General features: G+C 57.6%; 15 protein-coding genes. 5 read left to right on the top strand and 10 right to left on the bottom strand.

Translation table 11 applies throughout. The annotated features are described in order from the left end of the window. Positions 1–165: 165 nt before the first annotated feature. From ABVT36_RS01085 to ABVT36_RS01075, 3 genes are all read right to left on the bottom strand, one after another. Positions 166–1,596 carry a DUF6531 domain-containing protein gene (locus ABVT36_RS01085; RefSeq protein ID WP_368454853.1) on the bottom strand — a complete coding sequence of 477 codons (1,431 nt, stop codon included), beginning with the start codon at positions 1,594–1,596 and terminating at the stop codon, positions 166–168. A 1,402-nt stretch (positions 1,597–2,998) separates the two neighbouring features. Continuing rightward, positions 2,999–4,084 carry a hypothetical protein gene (locus ABVT36_RS01080; RefSeq protein ID WP_368454852.1) on the bottom strand — a complete coding sequence of 362 codons (1,086 nt, stop codon included), beginning with the start codon at positions 4,082–4,084 and terminating at the stop codon, positions 2,999–3,001. Positions 4,085–4,245: 161 nt separating this feature from the next. Then, positions 4,246–4,719, bottom strand: coding sequence for a pilin (locus ABVT36_RS01075; RefSeq protein WP_368454851.1), 474 nt, complete (start codon positions 4,717–4,719; stop codon positions 4,246–4,248). 454 nt (positions 4,720–5,173) lie between these two features. Here ABVT36_RS01075 and pilB point away from each other — a divergent pair, with 454 nt between their 5' ends. The 5 genes from pilB to ABVT36_RS01050 all read left to right on the top strand — a co-directional run bounded on the left by pilB (position 5,174) and on the right by ABVT36_RS01050 (position 10,487). After that, positions 5,174–6,886, top strand: a complete 1,713-nt coding sequence (gene pilB / locus ABVT36_RS01070) for a type IV-A pilus assembly ATPase PilB (protein WP_368454850.1) — start codon at positions 5,174–5,176, stop codon at positions 6,884–6,886. A 103-nt stretch (positions 6,887–6,989) separates the two neighbouring features. Continuing rightward, a complete protein-coding gene (locus ABVT36_RS01065; protein ID WP_368454849.1) occupies positions 6,990–8,198 on the top strand; it encodes a type II secretion system F family protein in 1,209 nt (402 codons plus the stop codon). A 3-nt stretch (positions 8,199–8,201) separates the two neighbouring features. Next, on the top strand, positions 8,202–9,074 hold the full coding sequence (locus ABVT36_RS01060) for an A24 family peptidase (protein WP_368454848.1): 873 nt from the start codon (positions 8,202–8,204) through the stop codon (positions 9,072–9,074). Between the two features lie 585 nt (positions 9,075–9,659). Next, positions 9,660–10,265, top strand: coding sequence for a dephospho-CoA kinase (gene coaE / locus ABVT36_RS01055; protein WP_368454847.1), 606 nt, complete (start codon positions 9,660–9,662; stop codon positions 10,263–10,265). A gap of 6 nt (positions 10,266–10,271) precedes the next feature. Then, a complete protein-coding gene (locus ABVT36_RS01050) occupies positions 10,272–10,487 on the top strand; it encodes a DNA gyrase inhibitor YacG (RefSeq protein WP_368454846.1) in 216 nt (71 codons plus the stop codon). Between the two features lie 151 nt (positions 10,488–10,638). Here ABVT36_RS01050 and mutT read toward each other — a convergent pair whose 3' ends face one another. The 7 genes from mutT to ftsA all read right to left on the bottom strand — a co-directional run bounded on the left by mutT (position 10,639) and on the right by ftsA (position 20,470). Then, entirely contained in the window at positions 10,639–11,037 is a 399-nt protein-coding gene (gene mutT, locus ABVT36_RS01045) for an 8-oxo-dGTP diphosphatase MutT (protein ID WP_368454845.1), read from the bottom strand. Further along, positions 11,037–12,233 carry a bifunctional glutamate N-acetyltransferase/amino-acid acetyltransferase ArgJ gene (argJ, locus tag ABVT36_RS01040; protein ID WP_368454844.1) on the bottom strand — a complete coding sequence of 399 codons (1,197 nt, stop codon included), beginning with the start codon at positions 12,231–12,233 and terminating at the stop codon, positions 11,037–11,039. The genes mutT and argJ overlap by 1 nt, the downstream gene beginning before the upstream one ends. 323 nt (positions 12,234–12,556) lie before the next feature. Beyond that, a complete protein-coding gene (gene secA, locus ABVT36_RS01035; protein ID WP_368454843.1) occupies positions 12,557–15,304 on the bottom strand; it encodes a preprotein translocase subunit SecA in 2,748 nt (915 codons plus the stop codon). A 160-nt stretch (positions 15,305–15,464) separates the two neighbouring features. Then, a complete protein-coding gene (locus tag ABVT36_RS01030) occupies positions 15,465–16,403 on the bottom strand; it encodes a M23 family metallopeptidase (protein ID WP_367148340.1) in 939 nt (312 codons plus the stop codon). A gap of 220 nt (positions 16,404–16,623) precedes the next feature. Beyond that, positions 16,624–17,535: a UDP-3-O-acyl-N-acetylglucosamine deacetylase gene (gene lpxC, locus ABVT36_RS01025; RefSeq protein ID WP_367148341.1), complete on the bottom strand. Its 912-nt coding sequence runs from the start codon at positions 17,533–17,535 to the stop codon at positions 16,624–16,626. 392 nt (positions 17,536–17,927) lie between these two features. Beyond that, positions 17,928–19,139 carry a cell division protein FtsZ gene (gene ftsZ, locus ABVT36_RS01020; RefSeq protein WP_367148342.1) on the bottom strand — a complete coding sequence of 404 codons (1,212 nt, stop codon included), beginning with the start codon at positions 19,137–19,139 and terminating at the stop codon, positions 17,928–17,930. 95 nt (positions 19,140–19,234) lie between these two features. Beyond that, entirely contained in the window at positions 19,235–20,470 is a 1,236-nt protein-coding gene (ftsA, locus tag ABVT36_RS01015; protein ID WP_367148343.1) for a cell division protein FtsA, read from the bottom strand. Between the last annotated feature and the right edge of the window lie 70 nt (positions 20,471–20,540).

The following is a 20,540-nucleotide window of genomic DNA, read 5'->3' as shown; positions in this document are numbered from 1 at the left end:
TTCAACAGCCTGTTGTCCCGAACAGGGATGTTCGGGTCGCAAATCAAGCGTGTAACTGCTTGATTTGTCGTGGAGGGTTTGCGGACATGCGCCGCAAACCCGGGCTGAGAAAAGCCAGGGAGGGCTTTTCTCAGCAACCTGTTAGTTGCCGGGTTAATGCTGCTTTTAGGGTCCCACTACTGGTGTTGTCTGGCTGCCCAGCAAAAGGCCCGAACTGTCGTAGGTAAAGTCCGTCACCGATTCCGGTGTGGTGATTTTCAGCACCAGATTTAATGTGGCGTGCCACTGGGTGGTGACGGTCCTGGCTTCCGGCGTGCCGGCGGCCTCGGTTCTGCTCAGCTCCCGACCCAGGTTGTCCCGGGTAAAACTGGTGATATTCCCTTCCCAGTCGGTCTCGGTGGCCACAAAACCATTGCTATCGTAGGTGTAGGCCCTGTTGGCCGCCGCACAGTTGGCCGAAGCTTCGCCATCGATGGAGACAATACGCTTGACTCCATCTATATCCCCATAGTGATAGCTGGTCTGCTTGCCCAGGGCATTGGTCAGGCGCCGGGTATCGGCATCCACATAGGCCACATCCAACGACTCGGCGCCGCCATTGTGCTCGGTGCGAATGGCCCGCCCCAAGTCGTCATAGGCAAAGCTGCTGTAGATCGCACCGGCTTCATCTGTAACACCGGTCAGCGCATTGGGGAAGCGGCTGTCTTCATAACGAAAAAGCCGTTGCGGCGTGCTAATACCCGGGAAGGTGATGGAATGCAGCAAATCATTACCGGTGTAGGCAAACTGGTAAACAGAGTTGTCATTGCGGGTGATCTGGGTCAACTGACCATCCGTGTAGGCCAGGGTGATGCTGTTGCCATTGTTATCGGCGATTGAGGTTTGCTGGGCACCACTGCCATCGTAGGTGTAACTGATACCTTCGCCCTGCTGGTTCTCCATCCGCAGGATGCGCCCAGCTATATCATAGCGCTCCGTAAAACCATCCACTCTTAGCGTCCAGCCCAGGGGCTGCAGCTCTGCATCCAGGTCCCTGGTCACCTGCCAGTTGCGGTTGGCCAGGGCCACAAAGACTCCGCTCTCATTGACAAAATGCAGGTCACTGCCATTGGGACGGTAGGCAATCACCCTTTCCGTTACCCCATCCGCTAACGTGTAATGGGCCAGGAAATAGCTGTGGTTATGGCGCCACTGCTTTGAGGCATCACCGGTATATTCCAAAGCAGGGTCCCTGTCCAACGGCAGGGTGATAGGTTCCTCTCCGGCAGGCAGCGGCTGCTCAGAGTGTACTATGGTCCCGCCGGCAACCGAACCCAGGCTGTAACCAGCGCCGCTTTTGCTATGATTGCCAAAGCTGTTGTAAAACCAGGAAAAACTCAGGGGAAAATCCCCATTGGCCGCAAAAACCAGTTCCCGCTGCAGTTTATGGCCACTAAGAAAATTAATGGGGTTGCCGGCCTGACTGCTACAGTTATCGGGTTCCGGTGGAGCTACACAGTCCCTTGCGGCTTCGGACCAGGGCTTGTCTGCCGGGCATTCCTTTTCGCAAAGAGCGGTATCGTCGTTGTAAATGGTTGGGGATTGGCAGTTAGGCATTTCACAGGACTGGGTATCAGGATTAATCTCCCCGGAGGCACAAACACACAGATTGCCACTTTCTGATGAGGCTGAGCTTCCTACAGGACAGCCAGCCCTTGCCCAGTGTGCATAAAAAGCTTGATACTCATAACCCGGCAATGGTGCAACACTTTCGCATTTAAAATGCCATATCCAAGTAATTACCCCATCAATTATGCGGTTTTTTTTTGTTATAAATGAAGCATTCAGAGCCCCATCTGGAATAATACCAGTTACTGCAATTTCCACATCAGCCCCTGCACCCGACGCATTATATACCGCATTTTCTGCCGATTGACGATCGACAAAAAAACCAAGATAGAAATCCTCGCAAGAAGCACTGGCCTGTACCGGCAAAAAAGAAAAGCTAAAGAAAATAAAAAAAACTTTATAGATCAATTTTCCCGCCCTTATTTTATGGCACATTATAGTTAGCCTGGATCGAGAAAGCATCCGTAAACTCCAGAGTATCACGGAGATAGAAATAAAAAAATCATATTATAAGGAAACGTAACCATTTCCCTTAAGTGCATGAGCTGAAAAAACTTCCTTATATATCTCATACGTCTTACTTTTATCTCGCTTGAGAAATACCAAATCGATTACACATTCATTAAGTTTCGACAAATCGCTCAGAAATGAGTCCAGCTTCTGAACCGGTCAAATACTATTATACTCCTGACTATGCCAAATCCTACTACAATTTAATAGCCCTCTGTTTAACCCCATATTAACAGCCAGGATCTTGTTTACACCAACTAGCTAGCCCATTATATACCCCAGTCTTACTCTATTTGGAACCTCCAAAGTTCCCATCCCAGGATCAATAACAAGTTGCCAGATTTCATCAAGCCCGCAGACTATCATGACCATCTCGGGAGCCTCCCAATCGGGGGGAAGGTGGGTTTTTGCATTACCTTCCCGACTTCCGAGGCGCCATTTACCTATCCGAGAGAAATATAAAATACCCAGTTACGATTATGACCAGCTACAACACTACAAATATTGACGATCCAGCCCCACTTGGGCTGCCAGAAAATTGATACATGTCTTAATGTACCCATACTGTTGGGGCTAATCTTTGCCTCCGCAGTGATTGGAAAATAGGATTTGCCAGAAAATTTACGACACTTTTTTTGAAGTGACAGAAATATTCAGCCTACCCCCTTGCCCAACTCAGCGATTTTCACATATGAGAAGGCTATGGAAAGGATAAAATAGTTTGGCAAGGCTCGGCATTTTCAACCATATTCGGCTCGACAAGGAGTGGTGCTTGTTAGGTGCGGAATTCGCTAGCTTGACATTACCATGCTGAATACATTTTGAATTGTTGTGCCGCGAGCTCCGTCTACAATTCTACAAGAATTAGTCCAAGCAAGCTTTAAGAAATTGGACGCAATCTCTCCCTTACAATAGTATTTTTTCCTTTCCACATTACACTATCAATCAAATAGTGATGTATATTTATAAAAAGAACAAAGGCAATTAAGAAAAACAAGCCTCCAAATGCCTCACTTATCTCCGAAAAAGATTTATCCAAAATATCGGGCACAAAATGAAAGCACAAGGCGCCCAAAATAAAGGCGGGCCCCCACCAAAACAAAACTACCGGCTTAAGATAACCACTCCCTGCATCCCGGGCCTTTTCCTCATTAACCACTAAAACATGCGAAAAGAGCATATATTGCAGAGAGTGAAAAAGGGGAATAAAAAGAGCAAATCCGGGCAGCCTAAACAAAGGCAATAACCAAACATAGGCCGATATAAGTGCCAAAACTGCCGAAAACGTATCCTTAACGCCAGATGCACGACGATAAAGCAACCAACCTGAAACCAACCCCAGACTCAGGTAACCCAAAAATTCCGCTATAGATAGGACAGGCCTTGGGATTGCAGGCACCACATAATCATAATTCCAAAACTGGCTCTCAACCTCTAGATTTGAAAACAGTGCAAAGAAGGAGCAAAACCACAGTAAAAAGAGAGAATACTTTAAGAAGGACTGCTCTACAAGAGACAATTTAACCCCATTCATTCCATTTAAAATAATAAAGCACCCAAAGCATTGTTTGATATAGTGCCAACCCACTAGGAAAAACATGACAAATAGCGGCACTACAAGCAAATCCGTACGCTGCGAAAAACCAAGTACCAAAAACAAGCTTAACAATACTAGAGGAACAGCAATGCCCACAGAAAAAAACGGCAACTGTTTAAATAACAGCCCTTTATGTAAGCGATAAAATAGCAAATAACTTATCAAAAAGTGTGGCGAATTAATAAGAAAGGCCAATAGCCAACTGGTATACCACCAATCTCCCTCTTTCAAAGACTCACCGAACAATAGAAAGAGAATAAAAACAATGCCAGACAGGCCAAAAACAAAAAAACTATCTGTTGCAGGCCCTATCAACCCCTTTGATCCAGAGTTCCCAGTAGTTATAGCGAGTGATTCTGAATATGCCATAAGCCCGCGGCTATCTAGTAGAGTTAGTATTTACAATAGAAAGTAGAGCTTATCGGAATAACTTAAAAACTTGCTCCACAACACGTTTACAATCCCGAACCTCCAAATGCCAAGACCACCCGGAAACCAGGTAGTCTTGACAAAGAAGTTTTGACCCAGTGTTAGGGGGTAGGACCAGGAGCAGGACCAGGAGCAGCAGCAGTACTGCGGCACTCCGCAGGAACATATTTACTTTTAGCAGAATCTGTTACTTTACATTGCCAGGTAATACCACTAGCGTTAGCGCCAGCGGTAGGAGTAATGTCCAATATAACGCCTGCAGCAGCATTGGTATCCATGGTGACGGTAATCTTACCAGTTGCTGTTTCACAGGCCATACTCGCAACACTTCCTACTGCTGTTGTGAATGTATTAACTCCGTTACAGTAATTACCACTAGCTACAATATTACCGCCACCATTGGCAATATTTTCAGCGATTGTTGCTTTGGCTCCGGATGCCAGACTAAGCCCCTCGGATACGCGGGCACGGATCGTGTAGTCCTGGTAGGCCGGCAGCGCCACTGCGGCCAGAATACCGATAATCGCCACCACGATCATCAGTTCTATGAGTGTAAAGCCCTGTTGTTTTTTCATTGTAACCGTCTCCATACAGACATTGTGATTCGAGTTCGTTGTTCTAAATTCCCCTTAGGAAATCGCATTCAACAATACAATCTTTGTGCCAATTTGCGCAAGCGGGGTTTTACCCGGTAATAGTGCATTTTTGCCTGTTTTTTAAGCAAAAAACTTCCATTTTGGCCTTTTAACTCAGATAGTGACAAAAAACGTCACTTTAATCCCCAAACCGTCAAGGCTTACCCGGGTGCAGTTGCAGATTTTCCAGAGATATATTGGGAACGCTTAGAGAAGTTGGTTTTGCTCGATAGGACATAGATAAGGATAAAAGCGGGAGCCGCGCCGATTGGCGATACCGGCGGGTTTGGTTATAGTTGGACCTGGGCTGGCCCCGGGCCGCAGCTTTTTTCGCACCGGATTCGCACTGGCCCAGCCCATTAAAAATACAACTATCTTGAGCCAGATCAGAATCATGAGCAGTACCCCCCTCAACGGCCTGGCCAAGCGGCTGGTGGCGGACCAGGTCCTGGACGAGTCCACAGCCCTGTCGGCCACCAAGGCCGCCAAGCGGGAAAACCAGACCTTTGCCCAACACCTGGTGGAGGCCAAGCTGGTAAAGAGCCGCGAGCTGGCCCTGATTGCCTCCCAGGCGTTCGGCTCGCCCCTGTTCGATCTGGGCAGCTACAACTTTGACCTGATCCCCAGGGATATTGTCGACGAGCGGTTGATCGGCAAACATTTCGCATTACCGTTGTACAAACGGGGCAACCGGTTGTTTGTGGCGGTGGCCGACCCTACCAACCTGTCCGGACTGGACGAATTCAATTTCAATACCGGCCTCAACACCGACGCGGTGCTGGTGGAGGCGGACAAGCTGGCCAAGGCCATCGACGGCTACCTGTCCGACAACAGCGATATGGGGGCCGGCCTGGAGGGCCTGGACGACGAGGAGCTGGAGGGGCTGGAAGTGGGGGCCGAGGCCCCCGAGACCCGGGATAATGATGACACCGTTGGCGACGAGGCGCCGGTGGTGCGGTTCGTGAACAAGGTGCTGCTGGACGCTATCCGCGGCGGTGCCTCGGATATACACTTCGAACCCTACGAAAAAACCTACCGGGTGCGTCTGCGCACCGACGGGGTGTTGCAGGAGGTGGCCCGCCCCCCTATCCAACTGGCATCGCGGATCTCCGCCCGGCTGAAGGTGATGTCCCGGATGGATATTTCCGAGCGGCGCCTGCCCCAGGACGGCCGTATCAAGATGAAGCTGTCCAAGACCAAGGCCATCGATTTCCGTGTCAACAGCCTGCCCACCCTCTGGGGGGAGAAAATCGTGCTGCGGATTCTGGACCCGTCATCGGCCAAGCTGGGGATCGACGCCCTGGGCTATGAGGACGAGCAGAAAAAGCTCTATATGGATGCCCTGGCCCAGCCCCAAGGCATGATTCTGGTGACCGGGCCCACCGGCTCCGGCAAGACCGTCTCCCTCTATACCGGGCTCAATATCCTCAACACTCCGGAGCGCAATATCTCCACCGCCGAGGACCCGGTGGAGATCAACCTGGAGGGCATCAACCAGGTCAATGTAAATCCCAAGGTGGGCCTCAATTTCGCCGAGGCGCTGCGCTCCTTCCTGCGCCAGGACCCGGACATCGTTATGGTGGGCGAGATCCGCGACCTGGAAACCGCCGAGATCGCCATCAAGGCGGCGCAGACGGGGCACCTGGTGTTGTCCACTCTGCATACCAACTCCGCCCCGGAGACACTGACGCGACTGATGAATATGGGGGTGCCCACCTTCAATATCGCCACTTCCGTCAGCCTGATTATCGCCCAGCGGCTGGCGCGCCGCCTGTGCAACGAGTGCAAAAAGCCCGTCAACCTGCCGGAGGAGGTTTTGAAAAACCAGGGTTTCGATGTGGTCGCTATTCCCCGGCAGGAGTGGAAACTCCACCAGCCGGTGGGCTGTGAACACTGCTCCGATGGCTACAAGGGTCGGGTGGGGGTCTATGAAGTGGTTCGCATCACCGACGGCATCTCCCGCATTATAATGGAGGGCGGCAATTCCATTCAGATCGCCGACCAGGCGAAACAGGAAGGGTTCAACGACCTGCGCACCTCGGCCCTGCGCAAGGTGGCGCTGGGGGTCACCAGCCTGGAGGAGGCCAACCGGGTGACCAGTGATTAGACAGCCCAGCTTTTTAAACACAAATAGCCAAAAATAGCCACAGACAGTTCACTCAGGGTGCGGACCGCCGCACCAAGCCAGAATAACAAGGGGAAGCCTCACTATGGCCAATGCCAGCGCAGTCGCCTATGTCTACAAGGGTGTGGACAGCAAGGGCAACAAGGTTGAAGGCGAGATCAACGGCACCACTCCCGCGCTGGTGAAAGCCCAGCTGCGCAGGCAGGGGATCATCGCCCGCGTGCAAAAGAAACCCAAACCCCTGTTTGGCGGCAAGAAAAAGGTCAAGCCGGCGGATATCGCCCTCTTCACCCGCCAGATGGCCACCATGATGAAGGCCGGGGTGCCGCTGGTGCAGAGCTTTGAGATAGTGGCCGACGGCCTGGACAACGATGGGGTCAAGGAACTGATATTCAAGATCCGCGACGATGTGGCCTCCGGTATGCCCTTCGCGGAAGCCCTGCGCAAGCATCCTCTGTATTTTGACAATCTGTTCTGCAACCTGGTGGCCTCCGGCGAACAATCGGGGGCACTGGAAACCATGCTGGACCGCATCGCCACCTATAAGGAAAAAACCGAGTCCCTCAAGGCCAAGATCAAAAAGGCCATGACCTACCCCATCGCAGTGGTGGTGGTGGCCATAGTGGTGACCTCCATTTTGCTGATCAAGGTGGTGCCGCAATTCGCCGAGACCTTCTCCAGCTTTGGAGCCGACCTGCCCGCCTTTACCCAGATGGTGGTGGGAATGTCCGAGTGGATGCAGGAGCACTGGCTGATACTCCTGATCGCTGTGGTGTTGGGCATCGGCGGCATTATCGAGGCCAAGAAACGGAACAAAAAAGTGGCGGAGTTCTTCGACCGGTTGATTCTGCGGCTGCCCATTTTCGGCCAGATCACCTATAACTCCATTGCCGCCCGCTTTGCCAGGACCCTGTCCACCACCTTTGCCGCCGGCGTGCCCCTGATCGATGCGCTGCAGTCGGTGGCCGGCGCCACCGGCAATTCCGTCTACGAGAAGGCCACCCTGAATATCCGCGATTCCGTCGCCACCGGTATTCCCCTCAACAACGCCATCCGCGCCTCGGGTCTCTTCCCCAGTATGCTGGTGCAGATGGCGTCCATCGGCGAGGAGTCCGGTGCCCTGGACGATATGCTGGCCAAGGCGGCGGACTTCTACGAGGAGGCGGTGGACAATATGGTGGACAACCTCACCACCCTGATGGAACCCATGATTATGGCGGTGCTGGGGATACTGGTGGGGGGCCTGATGATCGCCATGTACCTGCCCATCTTCCAGCTGGGCCAGGTTGTATAGCCTATGTTGGAGACCCTTCTCTCCCACCAAACACTGCAGGTCGGTGGCGCCTTTGTATTGGGGCTACTGATTGGCAGTTTTCTCAATGTGGTGATCCACCGGCTGCCCATAATAATGGAGCGGGCCTACCGACGGGATTTCTTCGACTATTTTGGCCAGCAGCCGGATGCGGCGGAACAGCAATTGCTGGACACGCCCTTTAATCTATTTCTGCCCCACTCCCACTGTCCCCACTGCGAAGCGGAAATCAAGCCCTGGCACAATGTGCCCCTACTCAGTTACCTGGCGCTGAAGGGACGTTGCCGCCACTGCGGCAAGCCCATTTCCAAACGCTATCCGCTGGTGGAACTGGCCACCGGCCTGCTTACCGCCATTGTGGTCTGGCAACTGGGTTTCACCTGGCAGGCACTGGCGGCCTGCGGCTTCACCTGGGCGCTGGTGGCGCTTACCGGGATCGATTTCGACAAACAGCTGCTGCCGGATACCATCACCCTGCCACTGCTGTGGGCGGGGCTGCTGGTGAATATCTGGGGGCTCTTCGCCCCATTGCAGGATGCGGTGATTGGCGCCATGGCCGGCTACCTGTCCCTGTGGCTGGTGTACCACCTGTTCAAACTGGTGACCGGCAAGGAGGGTATGGGGGCCGGGGATTTTAAAATTCTGGCGGCCATCGGCGCCTGGTTTGGCTGGCAGCTGCTGCCGCTGGTGATTCTGCTGTCCGCCGCCGTGGGCGCCGCGGCGGGGATTACCTGGAGCCTGGTGGCCGGCCGCGACCGCCGCCTGCCCATCGCCTTCGGCCCCTACCTGGCCGGCGCCGGCTGGATTGCGATGCTGTGGGGGGCGGAGATTATGAGCTGGTATTTTTCCCTTTGGTAATCCAATCGATGGTCCCTTTGGTAATCCAATCGATGGTTCCTTTGGTAATCCAATCGATGGTTCCTTTGGTAATCCAATCGATGGTTCCTTTGGTAATCCAATCGATGGTCCCTCATCGATTGGATTGTCGCCTTGAAAATCTGCGCAATTACGCGAAATTGCTTGTTTTTCAAGGGCTCGCGCTGGCCTTCGACCAGCGGCGGTACATTCCTGTGCCGCGTTAATCCGGCAATTCAACCCTGAACCCGTATCGATTGGATTGTGGCCGATGAAAATCTGCGCAATGATGCAAAACCACCCCAGCTAGGGCCTGTTGACACTAACTGAGTTGGCCCTGTTGTGACAGAAAAGGTGCCAATCGAGGCAAGAGGAGAGCGGTTTGGTTGTTCCAAATGAGCGACGAGCAACGAAGAGTGGCGCCTTTTCCGGCACAACCCGAAGGGCTGCCCCTGGTTTCGCGCCCTGCGGCGTTAGAAATTGCTTATGTGGGCCCACCACACAGCGCAATTCCTGCCTTGCAGGCCACAAAACCAGTGGCAGCAGGGCTGTCTCAGTTAGTGTCAACAGGCCCTAGGAAAGCACCCTATGTACACAGTTGGCCTGACCGGCGGTATCGGCAGCGGCAAGTCCGCCGCGGCGGCCTGCTTCCGGGCCCTGGGCGTGCATGTGGTGGACGCGGACCAGGCGGCGCGCCTTGTGGTGCAGCCGGGCCGGCCGGCGCTGGAAAAAATCGCGGCCCGTTTCGGCACCGAAGTACTGCTGGAAAACGGCGAACTGGACCGCGCCTGCCTGCGCCGCCTGGTGTTCGACGACCCGGACCAGCGCCGCTGGCTGGAGGGACTGCTGCACCCGCTGATCCGCACGGAGATTATCGCCGCCCTGCAGGTGAGCAAAAGCCCCTATGCGATGCTGGAGTCGCCACTGCTGATCGAGTCCCGCCAGGACCAGCTGGTGCGGCGAATCTGTGTGGTGGACCTGCCGGAGCAGCTCCAGTTGGAGCGCGCCTGCCGGCGGGATGGCGCCGACCCGGTGCAGATCCGCAAGATTATGGCGGCGCAGCTGAGCCGCGCCCAGCGGCTGGCGCGCGCCGACGACCTGCTGGATAATAGCGGGGATTCCGGTGACCTGGAGCGGCAAGTGCAACCACTGCACCAGCGCTATCTGCAACTGGCCGCGTCAGACAAGAGATGAGATTTTATGCCGCAGGACACTTCCGACCCGACACCGACACTCCCCTGCCCCAGCTGCAAGCGGCCGATTACCTGGAGTGCTGATTACCCCCACCGGCCTTTTTGCAGCGAGCGCTGCCAGCTGATGGACCTGGGGGACTGGGCCAGCGAGTCGCACCGGATTCCCGGCCAGCCGGTGTACGATGATCTGCTCAGCGGGGATCTGGACCCCTCCCAGCACTAATAAGGTTGTTGAAAAAGGCATCCCGCCTGTTTCAAAACACGAAAAGCGAAAAATGTGATTTTCACTTTTCTCGCAAAATCAACGACTCAGGCGTCGCCGATTTTGCCGGAACCTCCATATTCCGGTACCAGGCGTCGAAATTCTTCGAATTTCAACAGCCTGCTAGGACCTGTGCGCGGATCGCTTCGATAATGGCCAGATTGGCGTCGGGAAAGCGAAACTCCCCCAGGGATTCCACCGGCACCCAGCGCACTTCCTGACCCTCGGCGCCACTGGGCTCGCCGTCGAAACCGGTGACCCACCAGGTATCCAGCAATACCCGCTTGTCGCCGTAGTCGTGCCGGATCTCCACCAGGGGTTGGAGCTGCGTAACCCGAATGGCCACTTCCTCGCGCAGTTCGCGGGTCAGTGCCTGTTTTGCGGTTTCACCCGCCTCCACCTTGCCGCCGGGCAGTTCCCAGCGGTCCCCCATATGCCGGTGGGCATGGCGCCGGGCGATCAGGATGGCGCCCTGCCGGTACACTGCGCCCACCGCCACATGCACCCACATCAGCTGCGGTACTCGGCGTTTATGGCCACATAGTCCCGGGAGAGGTCGCAGGTCCAGATATGTTCCGCCGCCCCGCCGCGGCCCAGGTCCACGGTGATGGTGAATTCCGGCCGGGCAAACACCCGCTGGCCCGCCTCCTCCGTATAGCCGGGCGCCAGCCCGCCGCCGGCCACCAGCTGCACTTCATCCACAAAGAGGTTGACCCTGGAGGGGTCCAGCCCCTCCACACCGGAATTACCCACGGCCATCACCAGCCGTCCCCAGTTGGGGTCCGAGGCGTAGAGGGCGGTCTTGACCAGCGGTGACTCCCCCACCGCAAAGGCCACTTTGAAAGCTTCGTCACTGGATGCGGCGCCCCGCACCTGGACGGTGACAAACTTGGTGGCCCCTTCGCCGTCCCGGACTATGGCCTGGGCCAGCTCCACATGTACCTGGACAATGGCGTCCCGCAGGCGCCGGTAGTTGTCATCGTCGGCCTTATCCAGCCGCGGCCCGGCGGTGCCGCTGGCGATCAATACAGCCGCGTCGTTGGTGGAGGTGTCCCCATCCACGGTGATACGGTTGAAGGATGCCGCCACCGATTCCCGCAGCAGTGACTGCAGCAGTTGCGGTTCTATATCGGCGTCGGTGGCCACATAGGCCAGCATGGTAGCCATATTCGGCTGAATCATGCCCGAACCCTTGGCCATGCCCACCACGCTGATGGTCTCGCCATCCAGTGTGACACTGCGCTGGGCCAGTTTGGGGCGGGTGTCGGTGGTCATAATGGCCCGGGCGGCATCACTCCAGCCATCTGCAGCCAGCCGCGAGGCGGCCACTGGTATGGCTTCAAGCAGCTTTTCCAAAGGCAGGGGTTCGCCGATCACACCGGTACTGAAGGGCAGTACCTGTTCCGGCGGCAGCTGCAACGCCCGGCCCACGGCGGCGCAGCAGGCGCGGGCATCGGCGATGCCCCGCTCTCCGGTGGCGGCATTGGCATTGCCGGCGTTGATCAGCAGTGCCCGCACGCCACCGCTACAAAGGTGCTCCTTCGCCACAGTCACCGGGGCGGCGCAAAAACTGTTGCGGGTAAAGGTGGCAGCCACGGCCGCACCCGGGTCCAGCGCCACCAGCACCAGGTCATCCCGGTTCCAGGGTTTGATATTGGCCGCTACGCTGGCCAGCCGGACTCCGGCGATGGACGCTATTTCCGTCATAGTGCCTTTCTGTCTCCCTAAGGTTGCCTGTACCCGGGACGGGGCTTTTCAGCAGACTGCCGACCCCTGCGCCCGATGAAGGGTCGCTATTATTTCCCCTGAAATTCGGGGACTCAAGGCATTTCCAAATTTATCTGCGGAATTCACTTAAATATCCGCAGATACTATTAACACGGCAATCCAAGAGATGTTTCTCCACCCATTGAATTGTGGCCCTTAACCCAGCGCGGCTACGGCACATCCCTGTGCCGCATTAAATCGGTATTCGTTGACGAAAAAGGCCCCGCTGAGCGGGGCCTTTGGGTCAATACAGGAATCGCGGCTTAACTCTGGGGGGACGACACCAGCTTGCCGCAACACTGTTTGTATTTTTTGCCGGACCCGCAGGGACAGGGGTCATTGCGCCCCACTTTGGGTCCGCGGCGCACCGGCTCCTGGGGCGGTGGCGCCGGCTGGTCGCCGGCCTCGGGCAGGGCGCTGGCCTGGGCGTGCTGCAATTCCAGCTGCTGGCGGCGCTGCTCTTCCAGGCGGCGCTGCTCCATTTCCTCCATCTGTTCGCGGGTCATGGGCTCCACATGGGCCAGCACGCGAATCACCTCATGCTTGAGGTTGTCCAGCAGACTCTGGAACAGGTGGAAGGACTCGCGCTTGAACTCCTGCTTGGGGTTCTTGTTGGCGTAGGCGCGCAGGCCGATACCGGCGCGCAGGTGATCCATGCTGGCCAGGTGCTCTTTCCACAATTGGTCCAGCACCTGCAGCATAATCTGCCGTTCGATGGTGGCCATCAGCCCGGTATCGCCGGTGGATTCGCCGATACGGGTCACCTTGGCATCGTAGGCTTCCTGTACTGAGGTGGTGATTTTCTCCCGCAGACTCTCCTCGTGCAGGGTGCGGTCCTCGTCCAGCCACTGCTGCACCGGCAGGGGCACACCCATTTCGGCGGTCAGCTGCTTCTCCAGGCCGGAAATGTCCCACTGCTCCTCGACACTCTGGGGGGGCACATGGCCTGAGATAAGTTCGTTGACCACGTCGACGCGAACAGCGGTGATGGTGTCGCTGATGTTGTCCGCCTGCAGCAGTTCGTTGCGCTGGCTGTAGATCACCTGGCGCTGGTCGTTGGCGACGTCGTCGTACTCCAGCAGCTGTTTGCGGATATCGAAGTTGCGGCCCTCGACACGGCGCTGGGCTTTTTCGATGGCGTTGGAAACCATCCGGTGCTCTATAGCCTCGCCCCGCTCCATCCCCAGCATCTGCATAAAATTCTTTACCCGCTCGGAGGCGAAAATCCGCATCAGGCTGTCTTCCAGGGACAGGTAGAAACGGGTTGCACCCGGGTCCCCCTGGCGCCCGGCGCGGCCCCGCAGCTGGTTGTCGATGCGGCGGGATTCATGCCGCTCGGTGCCGATAATATGCAGGCCGCCGGCCTCGATCACGGTATTGTGGCGCTGCTGCCAGGCCGCCTTTATCTCCGCCACCTCGGCTTCGGTGGGCTCCCGCCCCTGCTGTTCGCGCAACTCGGCGATTTCCGCCTCCCAGTTGCCCCCCAGCACTATGTCGGTGCCGCGCCCGGCCATATTGGTGGCGATGGTGACGGTGCCGGGGCGACCGGCCTGGGCAATGATCTGCGCTTCCTTTTCGTGGTACTTGGCATTCAGCACCTGGTGCTTGATCTTCGCCTTGGTGAGACGCCGGGACATTTCCTCGGAAGTCTCGATGGAGGCGGTACCCACCAGTATCGGCGCCTGCTTGTCCCGACACTCCTCGATGTCGGTGATCACCGCTTCCATCTTTTCTTCTTTGCTCAGGTATACCAGGTCGTTGCGATCGTCCCGCTGCACCGGCATGTTGGTGGGAATCACCACTACGTCGAGGCCGTATATCTGGCGGAATTCGAACGCCTCCGTGTCGGCGGTACCGGTCATGCCGGACAGCTTGGGGTAGAAGCGGAACAGGTTCTGGAAGGTGGTGGAGGCCAGGGTCTGGCTCTCGCTCTGGATCTGCACCCCCTCCTTGGCCTCCAGCGCCTGGTGCAAACCCTCGGACAAGCGCCGGCCGGGCATGGTGCGGCCTGTGTGCTCGTCGATCAGCACCACCTGGCCATTCTGCACTATATAGTCCACATCTTTGTTGAACAGCACATGGGCCCGCAGCGCTGCGTGCACATGGTGCAGCAGGCCCAGATTGCCCGGGGCGTACAGGGATTCGTCCTCCTGTATCAGGCCGCTGCGGGCCAGCAGGTCCTCGACCAGCTGGTGGCCGTCTTCGGTCATTTCCACCTGGCGGGTCTTCTCGTCCACCGAATAGTGGCCTTCGCCCCCGTCCACAGACCGCTGCAACTGCGGCACCAGTTTGTTCATGGCCACATAGAGGTGGGAGGAGTCCTCCGCGGCACCGGAAATAATCAGCGGGGTGCGCGCCTCGTCAATGAGGATAGAGTCCACCTCGTCCACGATGGCGAAGTTCTGCGGGCGCTGACTGCGGTCCTCCCGCCGCAACACCATATTGTCGCGCAGATAGTCGAAACCGAATTCGTTGTTGGTGCCGTAGGTGACATCGGCCTGGTAGGCGGTTTTTTTGTCCTCGGGGTTCTGATTGGAGACGATGACCCCCACGGACATACCCATAAACTCGTACACCGGCCGCATCCAGTTGGCGTCCCGGCTGGCGAGATAATCGTTGACGGTAACTATGTGCACGCCCTTGCCTTCCAGCGCGTTCAGGTAGGCCGGCAGTGTGGCCACCAGGGTCTTGCCCTCACCGGTGCGCATCTCGGCGATGCGCCCTTCATGGAGCGTCATGCCGCCGATCAACTGTACATCGAAGTGGCGCAAACCCAGGGAGCGGCGACCGGCCTCGCGCACTGCGGCGAAGGCCTCCGGCAACAGCTGGGCCAGGGTCTCGCCGGCGCCGAGGCGCTGCCTGAATTCATCCGTCTTGGCTCTCAGGGCGGCGTCGTCCAGCTGTTTGTATTCGTCTTCCAGCGCATTGATCTTTACGACTGCACGGCGCATGCGCTTCAACTCGCGGTCATTTTTTGAACCGAAGACCGTCTTTATCAGTTTGCCAATCATTATTCAGTAACCACTCAATTCTGTAGTGCGGTAGCGGCCATCTGGGGCGCCGGTTCAAAGCCGGGGCCGGGCGGCGGTACCGGGTTGGGGTGCAAGTAAACAGGAAGGCGCTGCGGCTGGCAACTCCAGCGGCAGCGCTGCGCACAGGGAAGAGTAGTTGCTAGCGGCCGGTGCGGCGGATGTAGCTGGCGGGATCGACCGGGCGGTCGTTCTTGTACACCTCGAAGTGTACATGGGGGCCGGTGGAACGGCCGCTGGACCCCATCAGGGCTATGACCTGGCCCCTCTTGACCACATCGCCCAGTTTGACCTTGAGCTTGCTGTTGTGCCCATAGCGGGTTTTGTAACCATTGCCGTGGTTGATCTCCACCAGCTGGCCATAACCATAGCGCTCCTCCGCCCAGGTGATGACACCGGCGGCCACCGCCACCACATCGGAGCCTTTCTTGCCGGCGAAATCAACTCCCTTGTGCCAGGAGCGGCGCCCGCTGAAGGGGTCGGTGCGGTAACCGTAGCGGGACGACATCCAGCCGCGGCCGATAGGGCGGCCGGCGATAAACTGCTCGTCCTGCAGCTGGCGCTCCGCCAGCAGGGATTCCAGGGTGGTCAACTGCATCTGCCGGTCTTCGATCTCGCCGGACAGGTCATCCAGTGCCTGCAGAAACTCGGGGGGCTGGTAGGGCAGTTCGGAGGCCCCGGCTATGCCCGGATCCTCCGGGCCGCCCACGGCGGGGGGGGTGCCGAACTGAAACTCCCCCTCGTCCAGTTTGGCTACAGTGGTGAGGCGTTCCCCCAGGGCGTCGATACGGGTCAGGCGGGCCTGCATTTCCGCCAGCTTCACCGTGACAGCGGTGAGCTGCTCGCGGGCCTCGCGATCCGCCCTGTCTATCTGCGCCTGCTGCTTGCGCAGGGCCTTGTTCCAGGCCTTTACGGTGCGGGCGTCAAAGGTGTCGCTTTCCGCCACGGGGATATTCATACCCAGCCAGAAGGCGGTGGCGGGCAGACCCAACAGGCACAGCCCCAGCAGGGCTCTGCTGAGGCCACCGAAGTTCAGGCTGCGGGAAACGCCGCTGCGCTCGTTGACGAAAATTACTTTCATATCAGGCGTTGTTGTAGAGTTGGGACTTTTTTGTTGTCGTAATTATTGTCGCACCGTAACCGCGGTCGCTTCTGTGCACTTCGTTCCACTCACGCCTTTCCAATGGCATTTGCGACTGTACTCTTTACTACCGGACCATACTTCTAAGTGGGTTGCCGAAAAACCCTTTTCAACAGGCCATCGGCAAAAAGCCGGCACTTCTGCCGGCTTTGTGTGTGATTCAAACTGCCAGTATTGGCTTCACATAGGAGATGGGCGCTTCTTCCTCTTCCTCGAAGGTCACCATTTCCCAGGCATCCGTCTGCGCGATGAGGCTGCGCAGGGATTTGTTGTTGAGCGCGTGACCGGATTTGTACGCCTTGTACTCACCGATCAGGCTGGTTCCCAGCAGATACAGGTCGCCGATGGCATCCAGTATCTTGTGCTTCACAAACTCGTCCTCGTACCTCAGGCCGCCTTCGTTGAGGATGCGGTAGTGGTCGATAACCACCGCATTGTCCACACTGCCCCCCTGCACCAGGCCCTTGGAGCGCAGGTATTCAATTTCGTGCATAAAGCCGAAAGTGCGCGCGCGGCTGACTTCCTTCACAAAGGAGGTGCTGGAGAAGTCCACTGAGGAGGTGAGGTTGCGGCCCTGGAATACCGGGTGATCAAAGTCGATGGTAAAGGTGACTTTGAATCCGTTGAAAGGCAGGAAGCTGACAACCTTGTCGCCCTCCTCAACGGTAACCGGCTTCTTGATCCGCAGAAACCGCTTGGGTGCCGACTGCTCCTGGATGCCCGCCGACTGAATCAGGAATACGAAGGGACCGGCACTGCCGTCCATAATCGGAACTTCCTGCGCACTCAACTCAACGATGGCGTTGTCGATGCCCAGGCCGGCCATGGCGGACAGCAGATGCTCGACGGTGGCCACCCGCACGTCATCCTTCACCAGGGTGGTGGAAAGCAATGTGTCACCTACATTCTCGGCCCGGGCCTCTATCTCGACCACCGGGTCCAGGTCTGTGCGACGAAACACTATGCCGGTGTCCGCGGGCGCCGGTTTCAGGGACAACACGACTTTCTTGCCCGTGTGAAGACCCACGCCTGTGGCGCGAATAGCATTTTTGAGTGTGCGCTGTTTGATCATGAAACCATCATTTTCCGGTAGGTGGGACTGGCACAGGGGCCACAGCAAGCGGCCGATAGTACCAGAAATCTAACGCCAAAACTATTGTTCGTCCGGCAGTCATCGGTTTTTGGCGGTTATCCCTTTTTCCGCACCTGCTAATCCAGCATAGCCACACAAAAACTGCGGCGCCAACCGGTCAAACTGCATCTATGATAGGGCCACAGAGGCGGGTTGAGCAGTCATCATCCCTGTCGCCCGGATAAACCGGGCACAGGCCCGGTCTCCGGCAGCGACGACCGGACTGGCCGGTCGCTGTATTGAGCGCCACCGAGACAGCTGCCGGCCCCGGGGAGCCGGCCGGCATGAGCGGTGCTGTTGCCGTCTCTAAGTGACGCCGGGACCTGACTTGACTAGTCCACCTGTTGGCGCAGGAAGGCCGGAATATCCAGATACCGCAGATCGGGATCATCCGGGTCATTGAGAGACGGCGCTGGGCGCTTGGGGCGCTCGCTCTCCGCACGGGTCCGAGTGTCGGCACTTTCCCGCACGCCGAGAGAGGCGCGAGCACTCTGACCTTCGCGGGTCTCGCGAAGTTCCCCGCGACGACCGGTTTCCACCAATTTGGCCGGCCGCGGCGCCTGCTGAACACCATCGCCGAGCCCGGCGGCCACCACGGTAACGCGCATCTCGTCACCCAGCTTGTCATCCACGGCGGTACCTATGACGACGGTGGCGTCATCCGAGGCGATTTCCTGCACTATCTCGCCCACCTCGGAGTATTCCCCCAGGGTCAGTTCCTGACAGCCACTCTCCTCGCTGCCGGTGATGATGTTGACCAGAATACCCCGCGCACCCTGCAGATTGACATTGTCCAGCAGGGGACTGCGCACGGCCTTTTCCGCCGCTTCGCGGGCGCGGCTCTCTCCCACCGCGGCACCGGAACCCATCATCGCCATGCCCATCTCGGACATCACAGTGCGCACATCGGCGAAGTCCACATTCATGATGCCGGGCCGGATCATCAGGTCGGCGATACCCTGCACCGCACCCAGCAGCACATTGTCCGCTTCGCTGTAGGCGGCCTTCATGGTGATCTTGGTTCCCAAGACCTCCAGCAGGCGGTCGTTGGGGATGGTGATCAGGGAGTCCACCTTGTCGCGCAGTTCCAGGATGCCCTCTTCGGCCACCTGCCCGCGTTTGCGCCCCTCGATCTTGAACGGGCGGGTCACCACCGCCACGGTCAGGATACCCAGGTCTTTGGCGATCTCGGCGACGACCGGCGCCCCGCCGGTACCGGTGCCGCCGCCCATGCCCGCGGTGATAAACACCATATCCGCGCCCTGCAGAACCTCGGCGATACGCTCCCGGTCCTCCAGCGCCGACTGGCGCCCCACATCCGGGTTGGCGCCGGCGCCCAGACCGCGGGTGATGTTATTGCCCAATTGCAGAATGGTGCGCGCCTGAACATCTTTGAGCGCCTGGGCGTCGGTGTTGGCGCAGATAAAATCCACGCCCTCCACCTCACTGACGATCATATGTTTGACCGCGTTACCTCCGCCACCGCCAACACCAATTACTTTGATGACAGGCTTGTCCTGTACGCTGTCCACTAGTTCGAACATTGCTGTTCCCCTTTTCTTGCTCATGCCAAATTCTTTCTTCAGTCCTTGATATTCAGCGCCGCGACACAGCGACCGCAGCGCCGATCTCAACTCGTTTACAAATTGCCCCGGAACCAGTGCTTCACCTTGTCCCACCACTGGTTCTCGCCGTGTGTCGGTGTCCGGCCGCCCGCCTCAACCCCTTCGTGCTGCATGGCGTGCATCAGTAAACCGACCCCGGTGGAATAAATCGGATTGCTGACTATGTCCGTCAGCCCCGCGATACCCTGCGGCACTGCGAGCCGCACGGGCATGTGGAAAATCTCCTCCGCCAGCTCGACCGCCCCCTCCATCTTTGACGAGCCGCCGGTGAGCACCACGCCCGCCGCACACAAATCCTCGAAACCGCTGCGGCGCAGCTCCGCCTGCACCAGGGTAAAGAGTTCGTCGTAGCGGGGCTCCACCACTTCCGCCAGTGCCTGGCGGGACAGGTCCCGCGGCGCCCGGTCGCCGACACTGGGCACCTTGATGGTCTCCCCTTCGCCGGCCAGCTTCGCCAGCGCGCAGGCGTATTTGATTTTCAGGTCCTCGGCGTGGGGAGTCGGGGTGCGCAGTGCCATGGCAATATCATTGGTCACCTGGTCGCCGGCGATGGGGATCACACCCGTATGGCGAATGGCACCGCCGGTGAAGACGGCAATATCGGTGGTGCCTCCACCAATATCCACCATGCACACACCCAGCTCTTTCTCATCGTCCGTCAGTACCGAGTGGCTGGAGGCCAGCTGCTCGAGAATGACGTCCTCCACTTCGAGGCCACAGCGACGAATACACTTTTCGATATTCTGCGCGGCGTTTACCGCGCCGCTCACCAGGTGTACCTTGGCTTCCAGGCGCACACCGGACATGCCCAGGGGTTCTTTCACCCCCTCCTGGTTGTCAATCAGGAATTCCTGCGGCAATGTGTGCAGAATTTTCTGGTCCGCCGGAATCGCCACCGCGCGCGCTGCGTCAATTACCCGGTCCAGGTCCTGCTGGGTCACCTCCCGGTCTTTGATCGCTACGATGCCGTGAGAATTGAGACTGCGGATATGGCTGCCGGCGATGCCCGCATAAACCGAGTGAATTTCACAGCCGGCCATCAGCTCAGCTTCTTCCACCGCGCGCTGAATCGACTGCACGGTGGACTCGATGTTCACCACCACACCTTTTTTCATTCCGGTGGATCGATGGGAACCGATACCGACCACATTCAGTTCCCCATTGCCGGAAACTTCACCGACAATGGCGACCACCTTTGATGTGCCGATATCGAGACCAACGATCATGCGCTGATCAGTTGCTTGCGTCATCTTTTTGCCAACCTCGCTGAACTGTACTCAGAACCGCATTTCCAATTCCGGCTTGGGCCCAAGCTCTGTG

It is taken from the genome of Microbulbifer sp. TYP-18, from assembly GCF_040932045.1.
Classification (GTDB): Bacteria; Pseudomonadota; Gammaproteobacteria; order Pseudomonadales; family Cellvibrionaceae; genus Microbulbifer.
Note: the sequence above shows the minus strand (reverse complement) of the source record. Positions and strands in the feature narration are given on the sequence as shown.